We start from the raw sequence: 16,354 nt of genomic DNA, 5'->3' as shown, positions 1-16,354 counted from the left end.
GAGAGCCATCAGATTCAGGACAAGACAATGCAAGCAGCGAGCAAGGCCGGTCACAACGTCGTGGTGGTCGGGACCCAGTGGGGCGACGAGGGCAAGGGAAAGGTGGTCGACTGGCTGACCGACCACGCAGCGGCGGTGGTGCGCTTCCAGGGCGGCCACAACGCCGGTCACACGCTGGTGATCAAGGGCAAGAAGACTGCGCTGCAGCTCATTCCGTCGGGTGTGATGCGCGACGGCGTGGCCTGCTACATCGGCAACGGCGTGGTCGTCGATCCGGCCCACCTGCTCGGCGAGATCGAGCGGTTGGAGGCGGCCGGCGTCGAGGTGCGTTCGCGGCTGTTCATCAGCGAGTCGTGCCCGCTGATCCTGCCGTTCCACGTGGAGGTCGACAAGGCCCGCGAGGCGCTGCGCGAGAGCTCGGGGGCCGGCAAGATCGGGACGACCGGCAAGGGCATCGGCCCGGCCTACGAGGACAAGGTCGCACGGCGCGCGTTGCGCGTGCAGGACCTGAAGCACCCGGATCGCTTCGCGAAGAAGCTGCGCGACCTGCTCGAACTCCACAACTTCGTGCTGCAGGGCTTCCTGAAGGCGGAGGCGCTCGAGTTTCCGCCGATCTTCGACCATGCAATGAACGTCGCCGAGCAGCTGAAGCCCATGCTGGCCGATGTCGGCGTGCGCATCCACGAGACCAACCTGGCCGGCGGCAGCGTTCTGTTCGAGGGTGCGCAGGGCACACTGCTCGACATCGACCACGGCACCTACCCCTACGTCACGTCGAGCAACTGCGTGGCCGGCAATGCGGCGGCCGGGTCCGGCGTCGGCCCGGACAAGCTGCACTATATCCTCGGCATCACCAAGGCCTACACCACACGCGTGGGCTCGGGCCCGTTCCCGACCGAGCTGCCGATGGACGAGCCGGGCACGGTGGGGCACCATCTGTCGACGGTCGGTCAGGAGCGGGGCACCGTCACGGGCCGCCCGCGGCGCTGCGGCTGGCTGGATGCGGCGGCGATGAAGCGCTCGATCCTGATCAACGGCCTCACGGGCCTGTGCATCACCAAGCTCGACGTGCTCGATGGCCTGACCGAGATCAAGATGGGCGTGGGCTACGAACTCGATGGCCGGCGCATCGACATCCTGCCGCTCGACGCCGACGAGATCGTGGCCTGCAAGCCGGTCTACGAGAGCTTCCCGGGGTGGACCGGCAGCACCGTCGGCACGACGCGCTGGGACGACTTGCCACTCAATGCCCGCCGCTATCTCGAGCGCGTGCAGGAGGTCATCGGCGCGCCGATCGACATGGTGTCGACGGGGCCGGATCGCGAGCACACCATCCTGCTACGCCACCCCTACCAGGGCTGATGCGCCAAAGGTAGACACCACGGGAACCACGCCACATGCTCACCGACGACGGCAAGCACCTCTACGTCTCCTGGGACGAGTACCACCTGCTGATCGAGCGCCTGGCACTGAAGGTGCACAACTCGGGCTGGGCGTTCGACCAGATCCTGTGCCTGGCGCGTGGCGGCCTGCGGCCCGGCGACATGCTGTCGCGGGTGTTCGACAAGCCGCTGGCCATCATGTCGACCAGTTCCTATCGCTCGGACGCCGGGACCATCCAGGGGCGGCTGGACCTGGCGACCTACATCACCCTGCCCAAGGGCGAACTGGCCGGCCGGGTCCTGCTGGTCGATGACCTCGCCGATACCGGGGTGACACTGAAGGCGGTGGTCGATCGCCTGCGCGGCATGCCCTCGATCAGCGAACTGCGTTCGTCCGTGATCTGGGTGAAGGGTGTGTCGAGCTACACGCCGGACTACTATGTCGAATCGCTGCCGACCAGTCCCTGGATCCACCAGCCGTTCGAGGATTACGACAGCCTGCGGCCTGACGGGCTCGCGAGGAAGCTGGCGGTTTGAGAGGTCACGCACCATCGACCGCGGAAAACAAAAAGGCCAGCGCGCTGCGCTGGCCTTTTATGATTTGGTGCCCAGGAGAGGACTCGAACCTCCACGATGTTACTCGCTAGTACCTGAAACTAGTGCGTCTACCAATTCCGCCACCTGGGCTAGGTACCGAAGCCGGAGATTTTAGCATCAAGAACGAAGACAAGACAAGCAGCGCCTCACTCGGTGCTGCGCTAATGAGTGAGGTCGAGGGTATCGTCCAAGGCCACCGCGACGGGCACGGCTTCGTCCAGCGCGACGACGGCGAATCCGACATCTATCTGTCGCCGCAGGAAATGCGGGCGGTTCTGCACCGCGATCGGGTCCGCGTGCGGGTGATCCGCTACGACCGCAAGGGCCGGCCTGAAGGGCGGGTGCTCGAGATCCTGGAACGCCGCAAGGCGCCGATCATCGGTCGCCTGCTGCACGAGAGCGGCATCTGGCTGGTCGCCCCGGAGGACAAGCGCTACGGCCAGGACATCATGATCCCGAAGAATGGCATTGCCAATGCCAGCGCGGGTCAGGTGGTCGCGGTCGAGCTGACCGAGCCGCCGTCGATGCATTCGCAGCCGCTGGGCCGCGTGACAGAGGTGCTCGGCGAGATCGACGACGCGGGCATGGAGATCGAGATCGCGGTGCGCAAGTACGAGGTGCCGCACCGCTTCTCGGCCGAAACGCTGGCGCAGACGGCCAAGCTGCCCGACAAGGTGCGGCCAGCCGACAAGAGGCAGCGCATCGACCTGACCGACGTCCCGCTGGTCACCATCGATGGCGAGGACGCCCGGGACTTCGACGACGCCGTGTACTGCGAGCCGGTCACGATCGGCCGCAAGACCAAGGGGGCGGCGCCGAACGGCTGGCGCCTGATCGTCGCCATTGCCGACGTGAGCCACTACGTGAAGCCCGGCGAGTCGCTGGACGACGATGCCTACGAGCGCGCGACCTCGGTCTATTTCCCGCGGCGCGTGATTCCGATGCTGCCGGAGAAGCTCAGCAACGGGCTGTGCTCGCTGAATCCCAACGAGGACCGCCTCGCGATGGTGTGCGACATGGTGGTCGACGCCGCAGGCGAGGTACACGCCTACCAGTTCTTCCCGGCCGTCATCAACTCGCATGCGCGCTTCACGTACACGGAAGTCGCGACGATCCTCGCCAACACGCGCGGGCCAGAGGCGCAGAAGCGCAAGGAGTTGGTGCCGCACCTGCTGCACCTGCACGAGGTGTATCGCGCCCTGCTGAAGGCGCGCGCCACGCGCGGCGCGGTCGACTTCGAGACCACCGAGACGCAGATCGTCTGCGATGAGAACGGGCGAATCGAGAAGATTGTGCCGCGGACACGCAACGACGCACACCGCCTGATCGAGGAGGCGATGCTGGCGGCGAACGTGTGCTCGGCCGATTTCATCGCGTCACACAAGCACGCTTCGCTGTATCGCGTGCACGAAGGCCCGACGCCCGAGAAGCGCGCGATCCTGCAGACTTATCTGCGTGCGCTCGGCCTCGGCTTGTCGATCGGCGACGATCCCCGGCCCGGTGAGTTCCAGGCGATCGCGCAGGCGACGAAGGACCGCCCTGACGCCACCCAGATCCACTCGATGCTGCTGCGCTCGATGCAGCAGGCCATCTACACGCCGACCAACAGCGGTCACTTCGGCCTGGCCTATCCGGCCTACACCCACTTCACCAGCCCGATCCGCCGCTACCCGGACCTGCTGGTGCACCGTGTGATCAAGGCTCTGCTGGGCAGCAAGAAGTACCACCTGCAGGTCACCGAGCTCGCCAGCTCAGCCGTCCACACGCGCAAGGTTCGGCCGACCGCGGCCTCCAAGGCGCAGCAGGCCAGCAAGCTGGTCGTCAAGCGGACCGCCGAGGCGATGGCCTGGGAAGCGGCCGGCGCGCACTGCAGCGCGAACGAGCGGAGGGCCGACGAGGCGTCGCGCGATGTCGAGGCTTGGCTGAAATGCAAGTTCATGCGTGAGCACCTCGGCGAGGAGTTCGGCGGCGCGGTCACCGCAGTCACGACCTTCGGGTTGTTCGTCACGCTCGACGAGCTGTACGTCGAGGGCCTGGTGCACATCACCGAACTCGGCGGAGAGTACTTCCGCTTCGACGAAGCGCGACAGGAGCTGCGCGGCGAGCGCACCGGCGTGCGCTACGTCGTCGGCAGCCGGGTGCGGGTGCAAGTGAGCCGCGTCGATCTCGACGGGCGCAAGATCGACTTCCGACTGGTCCACGAATCGGGGCTGAACCCGCGGGCACCGCGTGACAAGGCGGCTTCGGCCGTCGAGGAACTGCAGGTCGTGAAGGACGTCGACCGCGAGCACAAGCGGGCGACCAAGAAGGCGGTCAGCAAGACTCCCCGCAAGCCTGCGCGCAGCGCTGGGGCGGACACCGCGGCAGCGCCGCGCAAGTCGAAGCGTTCGAGGCGGTAGGCCCGATCCACTGAGTCGCTGCGGCGCTCAGCGCCGCAGCTGAGCAATCAGCGCGCTCGCGGCCAGCGGCCCGGGACGCGCCTGGTGTGCGCACCAGACGTCGGCCGCGGCGCCATGGGTGTGCGTGCCCAGCAGCGCGGCGCTTCGTGCTGACAGGCCTTGCGCCCAGAGCCCGCCGATCCAGCCCGCCAGCACATCGCCGGTTCCCGCCGTGGCCAGCGATGCATTGCCGCTGGCGTTGATCAGCGTGGTTTCCCCAGGCGCCGCGATGACGCTCCCCGATCCCTTGAGGACGACGGTGGCGTGCCATCGCTGCGCGACCCGCTCCGCGGCCGACAGCCGGGCGGACTGGATCGCGTCAGTCTGCAGCCCCAGCAGCCGGGCGGCCTCGAGAGGGTGCGGCGTCAGCAGCGTGGCGGCCCGCCCGCGGCCGGCACGCATTTCGAGCAGGCGAGCGAGCGACGGGTCGGCGGCCACCGCGTTCAGCGCATCGGCATCGAGCAGCAGGCGTCCGGCACGGGCGATCAGGCCCGGCAGGTGTTCGCGCACCGCATCGCCGCCACCGCAGCCGCACACCACCGTGGCGTTCTCGAGCGGCGTGCGTGCATCGTGCAGTGCGGCGAGCGGCCGGAGCATCAACTCGGGGTGCATGGGATCGAGCGTCGGTGACTGCGGATCGAGCTGTACCAGATGCACACGGCCCGCGCCGGCGGCCAGCGCGGCCCGTGCCGCAAGCAGCGCAGCCCCGGCCATGCCGGCGGCGCCACCGACCACCCATACATCGCCGAAGCTGCCTTTGTGCTGCGCATGCCGGCGCGCCGGCCACAGAGAGCTCGCACCCGTCAGCAGGCCGGCACTCGCCTGTGAGGCCTCGGCATGGACGCCCAGGTCGTGGAACCAGATTTGCCCGGCGTGGTCGCGTCCCTGGGCGGTGAACAATCCCGGCTTCAGGGTCAGCAGGCTCAGCGTCCAGCGAGCCTGCACCACGGCGGTCTCGTCAAGCAGCGCACCCTGCTCGGCATCCAACCCGCTGGGCAGATCGATCGACAACACGGGAGTGCCGCCGTCGTTGAGCGACCTCATCGCGGCCAGGGCCCAGCCGGCGGGCGCGCGGGTCAGGCCGATGCCGAACAGGGCGTCGATGGCCAGATCGTCGGGGCCGAGCGGCTCGGGCGGCGCGCTGCTTTCCACCAGAGCGACTCCCGCGGCACGTGCCTCGGCGCCGGCCGCTGCTGCATCGACTGGCGTTTGCACGCAAGGCGCAAGGCTCACCGTCACCTGCTTGCCGGTGCGCTGCAGCCACGCCGCGGCTTCCAGGCCATCGCCACCGTTGTTGCCGGGACCGGCAGCGATCCAGATGCGTCGTGCATGCGGCGCCAATGCGAGGGCCAGCCGCGCCACCGAACCGCCGGCACGCTGCATCAGCGTGTGGGGCGGCAAGGCGCGCGCGGCCTCGATTTCCAGCGCACGCGTTGCGGCCACACCGAACAGCGGCAGCCGCTCCGCGTCACGCCGCGAGCCATCGCCCAGAACGGCCCAGGGCATCGCAACATCGAACATCTTGGCTGATCCGTCAGACAGGCGGTAGGCCCGAGGCCGCCCGGGCCAGCGCGAAGCTGCCCGGATCGAAGCCGGGCGAGCGCCCGGCGATCTGGTCGGCCAGCAGGCGGGCGCTGCCGCAGGCCAGCGTCCAGCCGTGGTCGGCGTGGCCCAGGTTCAGCCACACGCCGGGGCGCGGGCTGGGGCCGATCAGCGGCAGGCCGTCGGGCAGCGTCGGTCGCGCGCCTTTCCATACCTGCGGCCGGGCAATGTGGGCGGCGCCGGGGAACCAGTCGTTGAGCAGGCGGTACAGCGTCTCGACCGCCGCCCGTCGCTGCGTCTGCACCGAGCCGCCCAGCTCGGCGCAGCCGGCCAGACGCACGCGCTGCCCCAGCCGGCTCATCGCGATGCGGTAGCGCTCGTCGACCAGTGCCGCCTTCGGGCCCCGTTCGGGCGAACGCAGCGGCGCTGTCAGCGAGTAGCCGTGGATCGGCATCAGCGGCAGCTTGATGCCCAGACCCGGCAGCAATTCGGCAGCGTCGACACCGGCGGCGATCACCACGGCATCGAAAGCCTCCGCCGACACCGGGTCGAGATAGCGCGCTGCGGCGCGCGCGCGGTGAGCCATCGCGCTGCCATGCTTGTTGCCGTTGCCGCCGGGAATGGCCGTGGCCCGGCTCGAGGCGAAGCCGGTGGTCAGGGCCAGGTGCTCGAGCTGCAGTTCGGCGCCGTCGGAGCGTGTCCCGGTCTCCAGCGCGCGCACCACGGTACCGAACCGGAACTCGACGCCGAGCCGCTCGGCCGCGTCGCGCAGCAGATGAGCGAATTGGCGGCAGTTGCCCACGCCGTCCTGGGGCAGCTGGATCCCGCCGGCCAGCGCTTGCTCGCGATTGAGGCCGGGCTCCGTCGCGTGGCAGGCAGCGACATCCAGTTCGCGCACGCTGATGCCGAGCTCTCGCAGCAGCGCCAGGCGAGGCTGTGCCGCGGCAACGTCACGCTCTTCGCGCAGCAGGAGCAACAGGCCCTGCGAGCGTTCGAAATCCAGCTGCAGCCGCTCGTCCAGCACGCGGAGCCGTTCGCGGCTGTACTGCGCCAGGCGCAGCAGCTCGATGCGGCGCTGCGGGAAGTTCGGCGCGCGGCAGGCGCTCCACCAGCGCCACAGCCAGCGCCATTGCATCGCGTCGAAAGAGGGGCGCACGCGCATCGCCGGATGGCGGCTGAACAGGTCGCGCAGCAGGCGTCCAGGAAGGCCGGGCGCAGCCCACGGCACGACATCGCCCGAGCCCAGCACGCCGGCATGCGCGAAGCTCGCCTCCGAGGCGACGCTGCTGTGTCGCTCGAACACGGTAACGTCGTGGCCGTCCTCGGCCAGTTCGTAGGCTGTGGTCACGCCGACGATACCGGCGCCGATCACGCCGACTCTCATGAGAATGCTCCATTGGCCAGCGCGGCTTCGACGGCCAGGGCCATGTCGAGCAGGGCGTCGTCGGCATGGCCGCGCGACCACAGCATCAGGCCGACTGGCGCGTCGCCCGGCGCCTGGCAGGGCAGGCTGATCGCGCAGCCGTCGAGCAAGTTCACGACCGAGGGGTTCCGCAGCAGCAGCGAGTTGACGCGGAAGAATTCCTCGTCGCTCGCTTCCAGCGCCGCGATCGGTGGCGCGAGGATCGGCACGGTCGGGGACAGCGCCGCGTCGAAACCACGCAGCGCCGCGTGCATGCGAGCGATCCAGGCGGCGCGTGCCTTCTGCAGGTCGATGTAGTCCGCCGCGCTCATGGCCATGCCGCGGCGGATGCGCGTCACCACGCGGCGGTCGTAGTCGGCTTCGTGAGTCGCGAGCCGGTGCCGGTGCCAGGCCCAGCTTTCGCAGCTCGCGAAACCACCGTTGACCTGCAGCGGCGCCAGGTCGGCCAGCGGCGGGACGTCGAGCGTGACGATCTGCGCGCCGGCGCGCGACAGCCGGTCCACGGCGCGTTCGAAGGCCGCGGCCACGGCAGGCTCCAGCGCGTCGAGCATCAGCGTTGTCGGCACTGCGAGCCGGGTGGCCCTCAGCGGCCGGCCAGGCAGCGCAACGCGGCGGGCTGACAGCAACTCGTGCAGCAGTACGGCGTCGCGCACCGAGCGCGTCAGGGCCGAGACCGTGTCGAGCGTGGTGGACAGCGGTATGGCACCTTCGGTCGGCGTCAGCGACGCGGTGTTCTTGAAGCCGACCAGACCCTGCAATGCGGCGGGGATTCGCACCGAACCGCCGGTGTCCGAGCCCAACGCCGCCCACGCAGCCCCGCTCGCCACCGAAACCGCCGCGCCGGAACTGGAGCCGCCCGGGATGCGCGGTGTGTCGCGGTCCAGGGTCGCCATTGGCACGTTGGCCGGCGCGGGGTAATGCGGATTGAGACCAACGCCCGAGAACGCGAACTCGGTCATGTGGGTGCGGCCGATCAGCGCTGCGCCGGCGGCCCGCAGCCGCGACACCGCGGGCGCGTCCTGCGCAGCCGGTTCGGCATCGGTCAGTACCGTGGAGCCCGCGGTCGTGACCTGACCGGCGATGTCGAACAGGTCCTTGATGCTGACGGCCAGACCGGCGAGCGGCAGCAGCGGGGCGCCGCTGGAGATCGCGGCGTCGACGGCGCGGGCCGCGGCTCGCGCGCCGACAGCATCGATCTTCAGGAAGGCCGGGGCTACGGCAGCGGAGGCTGCGTGCTGCAGTGAGCGCTCGATCTCCGCGCCGGCGCTGCTCGTGCCGTCAAGCACCCGGGCGCGCCGGGAGAGCAGGTCGTCGGTCATCGGCGTGCTAAACTCTCAGGGTTTTTCTGGAACACGTCGGTGCCTGTCCTGGTCGGTTCGATCGAGGTCGGTTCGGCAAAAGCCGGAAGGGCATTTGCAATCCGCAAACCCGGTCGCCAAAAGGTGTTGCAAGACTCGAAAGAGGTCTGCTTGCATGTCGCAACAAAGCGCTGCAATCACTTGCAATTCTGGCCGGATTTTAGACCCAACCTTTGGAGTTTCCATGTCCCTCACCATGCGTGAAATGCTGGAAGCGGGCGTCCATTTCGGACACCAGACCCGCTTCTGGAACCCCAAGATGGCCCCCTTCATCTTCGGCCATCGCAACAAGATCCACATCATCAACCTCGAGAAGACGCTGCCGCTCTTCAACGAGGCGATGAAATTCACCCGCTCGCTCGCCGCCAAGCGCGGCACGATCCTGATGGTCGGCACCAAGCGCCAGGCGCGCGAAGTGGTCGCCCAGGAAGCCCAGCGCGCCGGCATGCCCTACGTCGACCAGCGCTGGCTCGGTGGCATGCTGACCAACTTCAAGACCGTCAAGGGGTCGCTGAAGAAGCTGAAGGAAATGCAGGCCCAGCAGGAAGCGGGCCTTGAGTCCATGAGCAAGAAGGAAGCGCTGCTGTTCGCCCGCGAGATCGCCAAGCTCGAGAAGGACATCGGTGGCATCCAGGACATGAACGCGCTGCCCGATGCCATGTTCGTCATCGACGTGGGCTACCACAAGATCGCGATTGCCGAGGCGAAGAAGTTGGGCATTCCGGTCATCGGCGTGGTGGACTCGAACCACTCGCCCGAGGGGATCGATTACGTGATCCCGGGCAACGACGACTCCGCGAAGGCCGTGGCGCTTTACGCCCGTGCCGTGGCGGATGCCGCACTCGAAGGCAAGGCCAACGCGGTCAACGAAGTGGTCGCCGCCGCCCAGAGCACCGACGAGTTCGTGGAAGTCAGCGACGCGGCCTGAGCCCGTCGCAAGGCGCCCCCGCGCACTCATCAAGGGGCTGATTCAGCCCCTTTTTTTCAATGATTTCGAAGCGATCGCTGCCCGGAGGCAGCCCCGCTTCACCGAACGGAGAACGCAATGCCCGCAATCACCGCCAGCATGGTCGCCGAACTGCGCGCCAAGACCGACGCCCCGATGATGGAGTGCAAGAAGGCCCTCACCGAGGCCGAAGGCGACCTGAACAAGGCCGAGGAACTGTTGCGCGTCAAGCTCGGCAGCAAGGCCAGCAAGGCCGCCTCGCGCGTCACGGCCGAAGGCATCGTCGTGGCGCACATCAGCGGCACGACCGGTGCGCTGATGGAACTGAACTGCGAAACCGACTTCGTCTCCAAGAACGACGACTTCCTGGCCTTCGGCAAGACGCTCGCGGAACTTGTGGCCACCAAGGCCCCGGTGGACGTCGCTGCGCTGTCGGCGCTGGAGATCGCCGGCGTGACGGTGGAGGCCACCCGCACCGCGCTGATCGGCAAGATCGGAGAGAACATCGCGATCCGCCGCTTCAAGCGCTTCAGCGGTGACAGCAAGCTGGTCAGCTACCTGCACGGCACGCGCATCGGCGTGGTCGTCGAGTACACGGGCGATGATGTCGCCGCGAAGGACGTGGCGATGCACGTGGCCGCGATGAAGCCTGTGGCGCTGACCTCGGCCGACGTGCCGGCCGATCTGATCGAGAAGGAGCGCAACGTCGCCGCCGGCAAGGCCGCCGAGGATGCAAAGGCCGCCGAGGCGGCCGGCAAGGCGCCGCAGTCTGCCGAGATCGTCACCAAGCGGGTCGAGGGCTCGGTGCAGAAGTTTCTGAAGGAAGTCTCGTTGTTCAACCAGACCTTCGTGAAGAACGACAAGCAGACCGTCGAGCAGATGCTCAAGGCCGCCAGCACGACGATCAAGGGCTTCACGATGTACATCGTGGGTGAGGGCATCGAGAAGAAGACCGACGACTTCGCCGCCGAAGTGGCCGCCCAGGTGGCCGCTGCCAAGGGGCAGTAAGCGCTGCGCCCGGCCCGGCGCGCGTGCCTGAGTGCCGGGGCCATCCCCTAAACTGCCGTTCTACCGACCGTTCACCCGAGGAGACCCCCGCATGCCGGCGTTCAAGCGCATCCTGCTCAAGCTTTCCGGCGAGGCCTTGATGGGCGACGACGCCTACGGCATCAACCGCGCGACCATCGTGCGCATGGTGCAGGAGGTGCGCGAGATCACCGAGATGGGCTGCGAGGTGGCGGTGGTGATCGGCGGCGGGAACCTCTTTCGAGGCGTGGCCGGCGGCGCCGTCGGCATGGACCGCGCGACGGCCGACTACATGGGCATGCTCGCCACGGTGATGAATGCGCTCGCCCTGGCCGACACGATGCGCCAGGAGGGCATGACGGCCCGGGTGATGTCGGCGATCGGCATCGAGCAGGTGGTCGAGCCCTATGTTCGGCCGAAGGCCTTGCAGTACCTCGAAGAAGGCAAGGTGGTGATCTTCGCCGCCGGCACCGGCAATCCGTTCTTCACCACCGACACCGCCGCCGCGCTGCGCGGGGCCGAGATCGGCGCGCAGATCGTGTTGAAGGCGACCAAGGTCGATGGCGTCTACTCCGCCGATCCGAAGAAGGATCCCGGCGCCACGCGCTACGCCAAGATCAGCTTCGACGAGGCGATCAGCAAGAACCTGCAGGTCATGGACGCGACCGCGTTCGCGCTGTGCCGCGACCAGAAGCTGCCGATCAAGGTGTTCTCGATCTTCAAGCCCGGCGCCCTCAGGCGCGTGGTGACGGGAGAGGACGAGGGCACCCTGGTGCACGTGTGAACCCGTCCGAGGATCGCAACAACATGAGCATCGCAGACATCAAGAAGACGTTCGAGCAGAAGTCGGCACGTTCGATCGAATCCTTCAAGTCGGAACTGCAGAAGATCCGCACCGGCCGCGCTCACCCCGGCATCCTGGATCAGGTGCACGTCGAGTACTACGGCTCGATGGTGTCGATCAGCCAGGTGGCCAACGTGAGCCTGCTCGACGCCCGCACTATCAGCGTCCAGCCGTGGGAAAAGGGCATGGGCCCGAAGATCGAGAAGGCGATCCGCGAGTCGGACCTGGGTCTGAATCCGTCGTCGCAAGGTGAACTGCTGCGCGTGCCGATGCCGGCGCTGAATGAAGAGCGCCGCCGCGACCTCACGAAGGTGGTGCGTGGCGCCGGCGAGGACGCACGGATCGCGGTTCGCAACCTGCGCCGCGACGCCAACGACCAGGCCAAGAAGCTCCTGAAGGACAAGGCCATCTCCGAAGACGACGAGCGCCGCTCGCTCGACGAGGTGCAGAAGCTCACCGACCGCGTGATCGCCGAGATCGACCGACTGGTGCAGTCCAAGGAAGCCGAGATCCTCGCGGTTTGAGAACCTCCGGTGTGCGTAGCGCCTCCGCCGTGAGCCAGGCCCCTGCCGCGATCCCGCGCCACGTGGCCGTGGTGATGGATGGCAATGGCCGCTGGGCCAGCAAGCGCTTCATGCCGCGCTTCGTCGGCCACAAGCAGGGCGTCGACGCACTGGTGCGCACGGTCAAGGCCTGCGCCGATCGTGGCATCGAGTACCTCACGGTGTTCGCGTTCTCCAGCGAGAACTGGAAGCGACCCGAAGAAGAGGTGTCGGGTCTGATGGGTCTGGTGCTGGTGGCGGTCTCCAAGTACCTCGCCAAGCTGGCGAAGGAGGGCGTGCGCATCCGCATCGTCGGCGACCGCGACGCGGTGTCCGACAAGGTGCGAGAGGCGTGGGCGGAGGCCGAGCGCAGCACCGCGCACAACACGCGCATCACCTTGTCGGTCGCGTTCAACTACGGGGGCCGCTGGGACGTACTGCAGGCCTGCCGGCAGGCGATCGCCGACGGCATACCGGCCGACCAGCTGAACGAGGCCCGGCTGGGGCAGTACATGGCGCTCAGCCACGCACCCGATCCCGATCTCTTCATCCGCACCGGTGGCGAGGTCCGGATCTCGAACTTCCTGCTGTGGCAGGCGGCCTACTCGGAGCTGTACTTCACCGATTGCCTGTGGCCGGACTTCGGTGACGTCGAGTTGGATGCGGCGCTGGCCGCCTACGCCGCGCGCGATCGCCGCTATGGTGGCGTGAAGCCGGTCGCAGCGGTGGCGGCCGACCCACAGGCCACGGTCTGAGCCCGGCCCGCACGATGCTCAAGCAACGCATCATCACGGCGCTGCTGTTGCTCGCGGTGCTCCTTCCGGCCTTGTTCGCCGCGGCCCTGTGGCCGTTCGCGCTGCTGCTGTTGGTGATGATCGGTGCCGCCGGCTGGGAGTGGGGGCGCCTGAACGGCCTCGGACCGGTGGGCGCGGTGGCGCTGGGCGGTCTGGTGGCCGCGGGCGGACTGCTGGCCTACGGCCTGGGCTGGCCCGACATGGCCGCGGAGGGCACCGGGTGGTGGCTCGCGACCTCGGCCTGGGTGCTGGGCGGAGCCTGGATCCTGCGTCGCGGCGTCGCCGGCTGGCCGGCCCTGAGCCCGCCGCTGCGCTGGATGCTCGGCGCGCTGCTTCTGTGGAGCGTCTGGCTGGCGATGGTGGCCGCCAAGGCGCGCGGCGTGAACTTCCTGCTCTCGGTGTTCACGCTGGTGTGGGCGGCCGACATCGCGGCCTATTTCGGTGGCCGCGCCTTCGGTCGGCGCAAGTTGGCGCCGGCCATCAGTCCGGGCAAGAGCTGGGAGGGTGTGTGGAGCGGCATGGCTGGCGTGCTGGTGCTCGCCCTGGTCTGGATCGCCCTCGATCGGTACACCGGCCAGTCGGTGTCCAGCCTGTACAGCCAGTTGCTCGAAAGGCTCGGGCCCGCCGGCCTGACGGTGGCCCTGCTGTTCCTCACAGCGATGAGTGTGGTCGGCGATCTGTTCGAATCGCTGGTCAAACGCAGTGCCGGCGCCAAGGACAGCAGCGCGCTGCTGCCGGGCCACGGCGGCGTGCTCGACCGTATCGACGCGCTGCTGCCGGTGTTTCCACTGGCGCTGGCGCTGTGTTCCTTCTGAAGACGCCATGACGATGCAACGCGTGTGCCTGCTCGGTGCCACCGGCTCGATCGGTGTCAGCACCCTCGATGTGATCGCGCGCCATCCCGACCGCTACGAGCTGTTCGCACTCAGCGCCCACAGCCGCATCGATGAACTGGCGGCGCAGTGCCTGCAGTTCCGGCCGCGCTACGCGGTGTTGCCGGACGCCGCGGCAGCGCAGACGCTGCGCGAGCGGCTCGCGGGCAGCGGCGTCGAGGTGCTGTCCGGCGCGGCCGCACTGGCCGAGGTGGCAGCGCACGCGGAGGTGGACACGGTGATGGCGGCGATCGTCGGCGCCGCCGGGCTGGCGCCCTGCCTGGCCGCCGCGCGCGCCGGCAAGCGCCTGCTGCTGGCGAACAAGGAGGCGCTGGTGGTGGGCGGTGCGCTGTTCATGGCGGCGGTGAAGGAAGGCGGCGCCACGCTGCTGCCGATCGACAGCGAGCACTCGGCCATCTTCCAGTGTCTGCCGGAGGACCGCAGCACCTGGGCGCGGCGCATCGATCACATCGTGCTGACGGCTTCGGGCGGGCCGTTCCGCAGCCGCGACCCGGCCAGCCTGAGCAACGTCACGCCCGACGAGGCCTGCGCCCATCCGAACTGGGTCATGGGCCGCAAGATTTCGGTCGACTCGGCGACGATGATGAACAAGGCGCTCGAGGTGATCGAGGCTCGCTGGCTGTTCGACCTGCAACCCGAGCAGGTGCGTGTCGTGCTGCACCCTCAGAGCATCATCCACTCGATGGTGGTATGCCGCGATCATTCGGTGCTGGCGCAGCTCGGAACGCCCGACATGCGGGTACCGATCGCCTACGGGCTGGCGTGGCCGGAACGGATCGAGTCCGGAGCCGAGCAGCTCGACTTCATGCGGCTGGGGACACTCAGCTTCGAGCCGGCCGACGAGCGCCGCTACCCCGGGCTGCCACTGGCCTGGGCCGCCCTGCGCGGGCCCGAGGGCGGTACGGCGGTGCTGAATGCCGCGAACGAAGTGGCCGTGGCGGCCTTCCTGGCCGGAACGATCCGCTTCGACCAGATTCACAGCGTCAATGCCCACACCTTCGAACGCACGCCGCTTGGCTCCGGGGCCGCGGGCTCGCTCGCGGGCCTGCTCTCGCTCGACGCCGAAGCCCGCAGCGTTGCGCGCCAGCACTTGAAAGCCCTGTCATGACCACCTTGCTGGCCTTCCTGCTGACGCTCGCCATCCTGATCGTCGTGCACGAGTACGGGCACTACCGGGTCGCCGTGGCCTGTGGCGTGAAGGTGCTGCGCTTCTCGGTCGGCTTCGGTCGGGTCGTTTGGCGCCGCCAGCGGGGGGAGACCGAGTTCGTCGTCTCGATGCTGCCCCTGGGCGGTTACGTGAAGATGCTCGACGAGCGTGAGGGTTCGGTGCCCGCTGCCGAACGCGCTCGGGCCTACAACAACCGACCGCTGTGGCAGCGATCGAGCATCGTGGCGGCCGGCCCGGCCGCCAATCTGCTGCTCGCGGTGCTGCTGTACGCCGCGGCCAACTGGGTCGGGCTGGAGGAACCCAAGGCCGTCCTCGGCGCGCCGACGGTCGGCAGCATTGCCGATCGCGCGGGCCTGGCGGCGGGCGACTGGGTGCGGGGCGTCGTGCAGGACGACGGCGGTAACGAGCCGGTGCAGTCGATGACCGATCTGCGCTGGCAACTGACCGACGCCGCCTTGCGCGGCGAACGCATCGCGCTGCGCATCACCGACGCCCAGGGGCACGGCGAGCGCACGGTGCGCCTGGCACTCGAGGGCGTGAACGCGCGAGAGGTCGATGCCGAGCTGATGCGCCGCATCGGCATCGGCACGCCGTTCAGCGAGCCGGTGCTCGGCAAGCTGGTCGAGGGCGGACCCGCCGCGCGGGCCGGGCTGCGTGAAGGCGACCGCGTGCTGGGCGTCGATGGCGCCCGCATCGACGATGCCGGACGGCTGCGCGAGACGATCCGTGCGGCCGTGCGCGACGGCGTGCCGGTCCCGATGGCGTGGGAGGTACAGCGCGGCAGCGAGCGGCTATCGCTGACCGTGATGCCGGGGCTGCTGACCGACGGCGCCCGCAGCGTGGGCCGGATCGAGGCCTACGTGGGGCAGGCGCCGGAGATGGTCACGGTGCGCTACGGCGTGGTCGATGGCTTGGTGCGCGGTGCCCAACGCACCTGGGAAGTGGCGGCACTGAGCCTGCGCATGCTGGGCAAGATGCTGATCGGCGAGGCCTCGCTGAAGAATCTGAGCGGGCCGCTGACGATCGCCGACTACGCCGGCCAGTCGGCACAACTCGGGCTGGCCTACTACCTCGGCTTCCTCGCACTGGTGAGTGTCAGCCTCGGCGTGCTCAATCTGCTGCCGTTGCCGATGCTCGACGGCGGACACCTCATGTATCATCTTTTCGAAGGAGTGACAGGGCGGCCGGTCTCTGAGGTGTGGCTCGATCGGCTGCAGCGCGGGGGGCTGGCAATCATGCTCGTGATGATGTCACTCGCCCTCTACAACGACGTGGCCCGCCTGCTGGGCCTGCATTGACCGCATGGCCTTCTCCCGCGCGCTCCTCCTGTCGACGGTCCGTCCGTCGCTCTCCTTGGCCACCCCTTCCGCGTTGCGCCCCTCGATTCTCGCCGCCGCCCTG

Annotated in this window: 14 protein-coding genes and 1 tRNA gene; 11 read left to right on the top strand and 4 right to left on the bottom strand. The window is 68.6% G+C overall.

Annotation, left to right across the window (positions count from 1 at the left end):
- Positions 1-27 precede the first annotated feature (27 nt).
- Both MPE_RS10020 and MPE_RS10015 read left to right on the top strand, forming a co-directional pair.
- Positions 28-1,362 (top strand): adenylosuccinate synthase, encoded by a 1,335-nt coding sequence (locus MPE_RS10020; RefSeq protein WP_011829580.1) that lies wholly within the window; start codon positions 28-30, stop codon positions 1,360-1,362.
- A gap of 35 nt (positions 1,363-1,397) precedes the next feature.
- Positions 1,398-1,919, top strand: a complete 522-nt coding sequence (locus MPE_RS10015; protein ID WP_011829579.1) for a phosphoribosyltransferase — start codon at positions 1,398-1,400, stop codon at positions 1,917-1,919.
- Between the two features lie 65 nt (positions 1,920-1,984).
- Here MPE_RS10015 and MPE_RS10010 read toward each other — a convergent pair.
- Positions 1,985-2,069, bottom strand: a tRNA-Leu gene (locus tag MPE_RS10010).
- A 74-nt stretch (positions 2,070-2,143) separates the two neighbouring features.
- On the opposite strand from MPE_RS10010, the gene rnr reads away from it, so the two are divergent.
- The gene (gene rnr / locus MPE_RS10005; protein WP_011829578.1) at positions 2,144-4,378 is read left to right on the top strand and encodes a ribonuclease R; all 2,235 of its coding nucleotides are present in this window, start codon (positions 2,144-2,146) and stop codon (positions 4,376-4,378) included.
- Positions 4,379-4,405: 27 nt separating this feature from the next.
- Here the strand turns inward: rnr and MPE_RS10000 are convergent, their stop codons facing one another.
- Genes MPE_RS10000 through MPE_RS09990 form a run of 3 tightly spaced genes read right to left on the bottom strand, consistent with a single transcriptional unit; the run spans position 4,406 to position 8,701 of the window.
- The gene (locus tag MPE_RS10000; RefSeq protein WP_011829577.1) at positions 4,406-5,938 is read right to left on the bottom strand and encodes a bifunctional ADP-dependent NAD(P)H-hydrate dehydratase/NAD(P)H-hydrate epimerase; all 1,533 of its coding nucleotides are present in this window, start codon (positions 5,936-5,938) and stop codon (positions 4,406-4,408) included.
- 13 nt (positions 5,939-5,951) lie between these two features.
- Complete coding sequence (locus tag MPE_RS09995; protein ID WP_011829576.1) at positions 5,952-7,343, bottom strand: FAD-dependent oxidoreductase; 1,392 nt, start codon at positions 7,341-7,343, stop codon at positions 5,952-5,954.
- On the bottom strand, positions 7,340-8,701 hold the full coding sequence (locus tag MPE_RS09990; RefSeq protein ID WP_011829575.1) for an amidase: 1,362 nt from the start codon (positions 8,699-8,701) through the stop codon (positions 7,340-7,342). Before MPE_RS09990 ends, MPE_RS09995 begins: the two co-directional genes overlap by 4 nt.
- Positions 8,702-8,924: 223 nt before the next feature.
- Between MPE_RS09990 and rpsB the strand changes: the two genes are divergently transcribed.
- From rpsB to rseP, 8 genes are all read left to right on the top strand, one after another.
- Positions 8,925-9,668 (top strand): 30S ribosomal protein S2, encoded by a 744-nt coding sequence (rpsB, locus tag MPE_RS09985; protein ID WP_041929633.1) that lies wholly within the window; start codon positions 8,925-8,927, stop codon positions 9,666-9,668.
- A gap of 117 nt (positions 9,669-9,785) precedes the next feature.
- A complete protein-coding gene (tsf, locus tag MPE_RS09980; RefSeq protein ID WP_011829573.1) occupies positions 9,786-10,694 on the top strand; it encodes a translation elongation factor Ts in 909 nt (302 codons plus the stop codon).
- A gap of 91 nt (positions 10,695-10,785) precedes the next feature.
- The gene (gene pyrH / locus MPE_RS09975) at positions 10,786-11,496 is read left to right on the top strand and encodes a UMP kinase (RefSeq protein WP_011829572.1); all 711 of its coding nucleotides are present in this window, start codon (positions 10,786-10,788) and stop codon (positions 11,494-11,496) included.
- Positions 11,497-11,519: 23 nt separating this feature from the next.
- Positions 11,520-12,080: a ribosome recycling factor gene (gene frr, locus MPE_RS09970; RefSeq protein WP_011829571.1), complete on the top strand. Its 561-nt coding sequence runs from the start codon at positions 11,520-11,522 to the stop codon at positions 12,078-12,080.
- A 29-nt stretch (positions 12,081-12,109) separates the two neighbouring features.
- Positions 12,110-12,853, top strand: coding sequence for a polyprenyl diphosphate synthase (gene uppS / locus MPE_RS09965; RefSeq protein WP_036230143.1), 744 nt, complete (start codon positions 12,110-12,112; stop codon positions 12,851-12,853).
- 14 nt (positions 12,854-12,867) lie between these two features.
- Complete coding sequence (locus MPE_RS09960) at positions 12,868-13,707, top strand: phosphatidate cytidylyltransferase (protein ID WP_011829569.1); 840 nt, start codon at positions 12,868-12,870, stop codon at positions 13,705-13,707.
- A gap of 7 nt (positions 13,708-13,714) precedes the next feature.
- Positions 13,715-14,893: a 1-deoxy-D-xylulose-5-phosphate reductoisomerase gene (gene ispC / locus MPE_RS09955; protein ID WP_011829568.1), complete on the top strand. Its 1,179-nt coding sequence runs from the start codon at positions 13,715-13,717 to the stop codon at positions 14,891-14,893.
- The gene (rseP, locus tag MPE_RS09950) at positions 14,890-16,251 is read left to right on the top strand and encodes an RIP metalloprotease RseP (protein ID WP_011829567.1); all 1,362 of its coding nucleotides are present in this window, start codon (positions 14,890-14,892) and stop codon (positions 16,249-16,251) included. The genes ispC and rseP overlap by 4 nt, the downstream gene beginning before the upstream one ends.
- Positions 16,252-16,354 lie beyond the last annotated feature (103 nt).

This window comes from Methylibium petroleiphilum PM1 (genome assembly GCF_000015725.1).
GTDB lineage: Bacteria > Pseudomonadota > Gammaproteobacteria > Burkholderiales > Burkholderiaceae_C > Methylibium > Methylibium petroleiphilum.
Note: the sequence above shows the minus strand (reverse complement) of the source record. Positions and strands in the feature narration are given on the sequence as shown.

What these genes read in the sequence shown, in the direction of transcription:
- tsf (WP_011829573.1), top strand. Translation starts at nt 9,786, where the DNA reads ATGCCCGCAATCACCGCCAGCATGGTCGCCGAACTGCGCGCCAAGACC.
- frr (WP_011829571.1), top strand. Translation starts at nt 11,520, where the DNA reads ATGAGCATCGCAGACATCAAGAAGACGTTCGAGCAGAAGTCGGCACGT.
- MPE_RS10020 (WP_011829580.1), top strand. Translation starts at nt 28, where the DNA reads ATGCAAGCAGCGAGCAAGGCCGGTCACAACGTCGTGGTGGTCGGGACC.
- MPE_RS09990 (WP_011829575.1), bottom strand. Translation starts at nt 8,701, where the DNA reads ATGACCGACGACCTGCTCTCCCGGCGCGCCCGGGTGCTTGACGGCACG.
- MPE_RS10000 (WP_011829577.1), bottom strand. Translation starts at nt 5,938, where the DNA reads ATGTTCGATGTTGCGATGCCCTGGGCCGTTCTGGGCGATGGCTCGCGG.
- MPE_RS09995 (WP_011829576.1), bottom strand. Translation starts at nt 7,343, where the DNA reads ATGAGAGTCGGCGTGATCGGCGCCGGTATCGTCGGCGTGACCACAGCC.
- pyrH (WP_011829572.1), top strand. Translation starts at nt 10,786, where the DNA reads ATGCCGGCGTTCAAGCGCATCCTGCTCAAGCTTTCCGGCGAGGCCTTG.
- rseP (WP_011829567.1), top strand. Translation starts at nt 14,890, where the DNA reads ATGACCACCTTGCTGGCCTTCCTGCTGACGCTCGCCATCCTGATCGTC.
- MPE_RS10015 (WP_011829579.1), top strand. Translation starts at nt 1,398, where the DNA reads ATGCTCACCGACGACGGCAAGCACCTCTACGTCTCCTGGGACGAGTAC.
- rnr (WP_011829578.1), top strand. Translation starts at nt 2,144, where the DNA reads ATGAGTGAGGTCGAGGGTATCGTCCAAGGCCACCGCGACGGGCACGGC.
- MPE_RS09960 (WP_011829569.1), top strand. Translation starts at nt 12,868, where the DNA reads ATGCTCAAGCAACGCATCATCACGGCGCTGCTGTTGCTCGCGGTGCTC.
- rpsB (WP_041929633.1), top strand. Translation starts at nt 8,925, where the DNA reads ATGTCCCTCACCATGCGTGAAATGCTGGAAGCGGGCGTCCATTTCGGA.
- ispC (WP_011829568.1), top strand. Translation starts at nt 13,715, where the DNA reads ATGACGATGCAACGCGTGTGCCTGCTCGGTGCCACCGGCTCGATCGGT.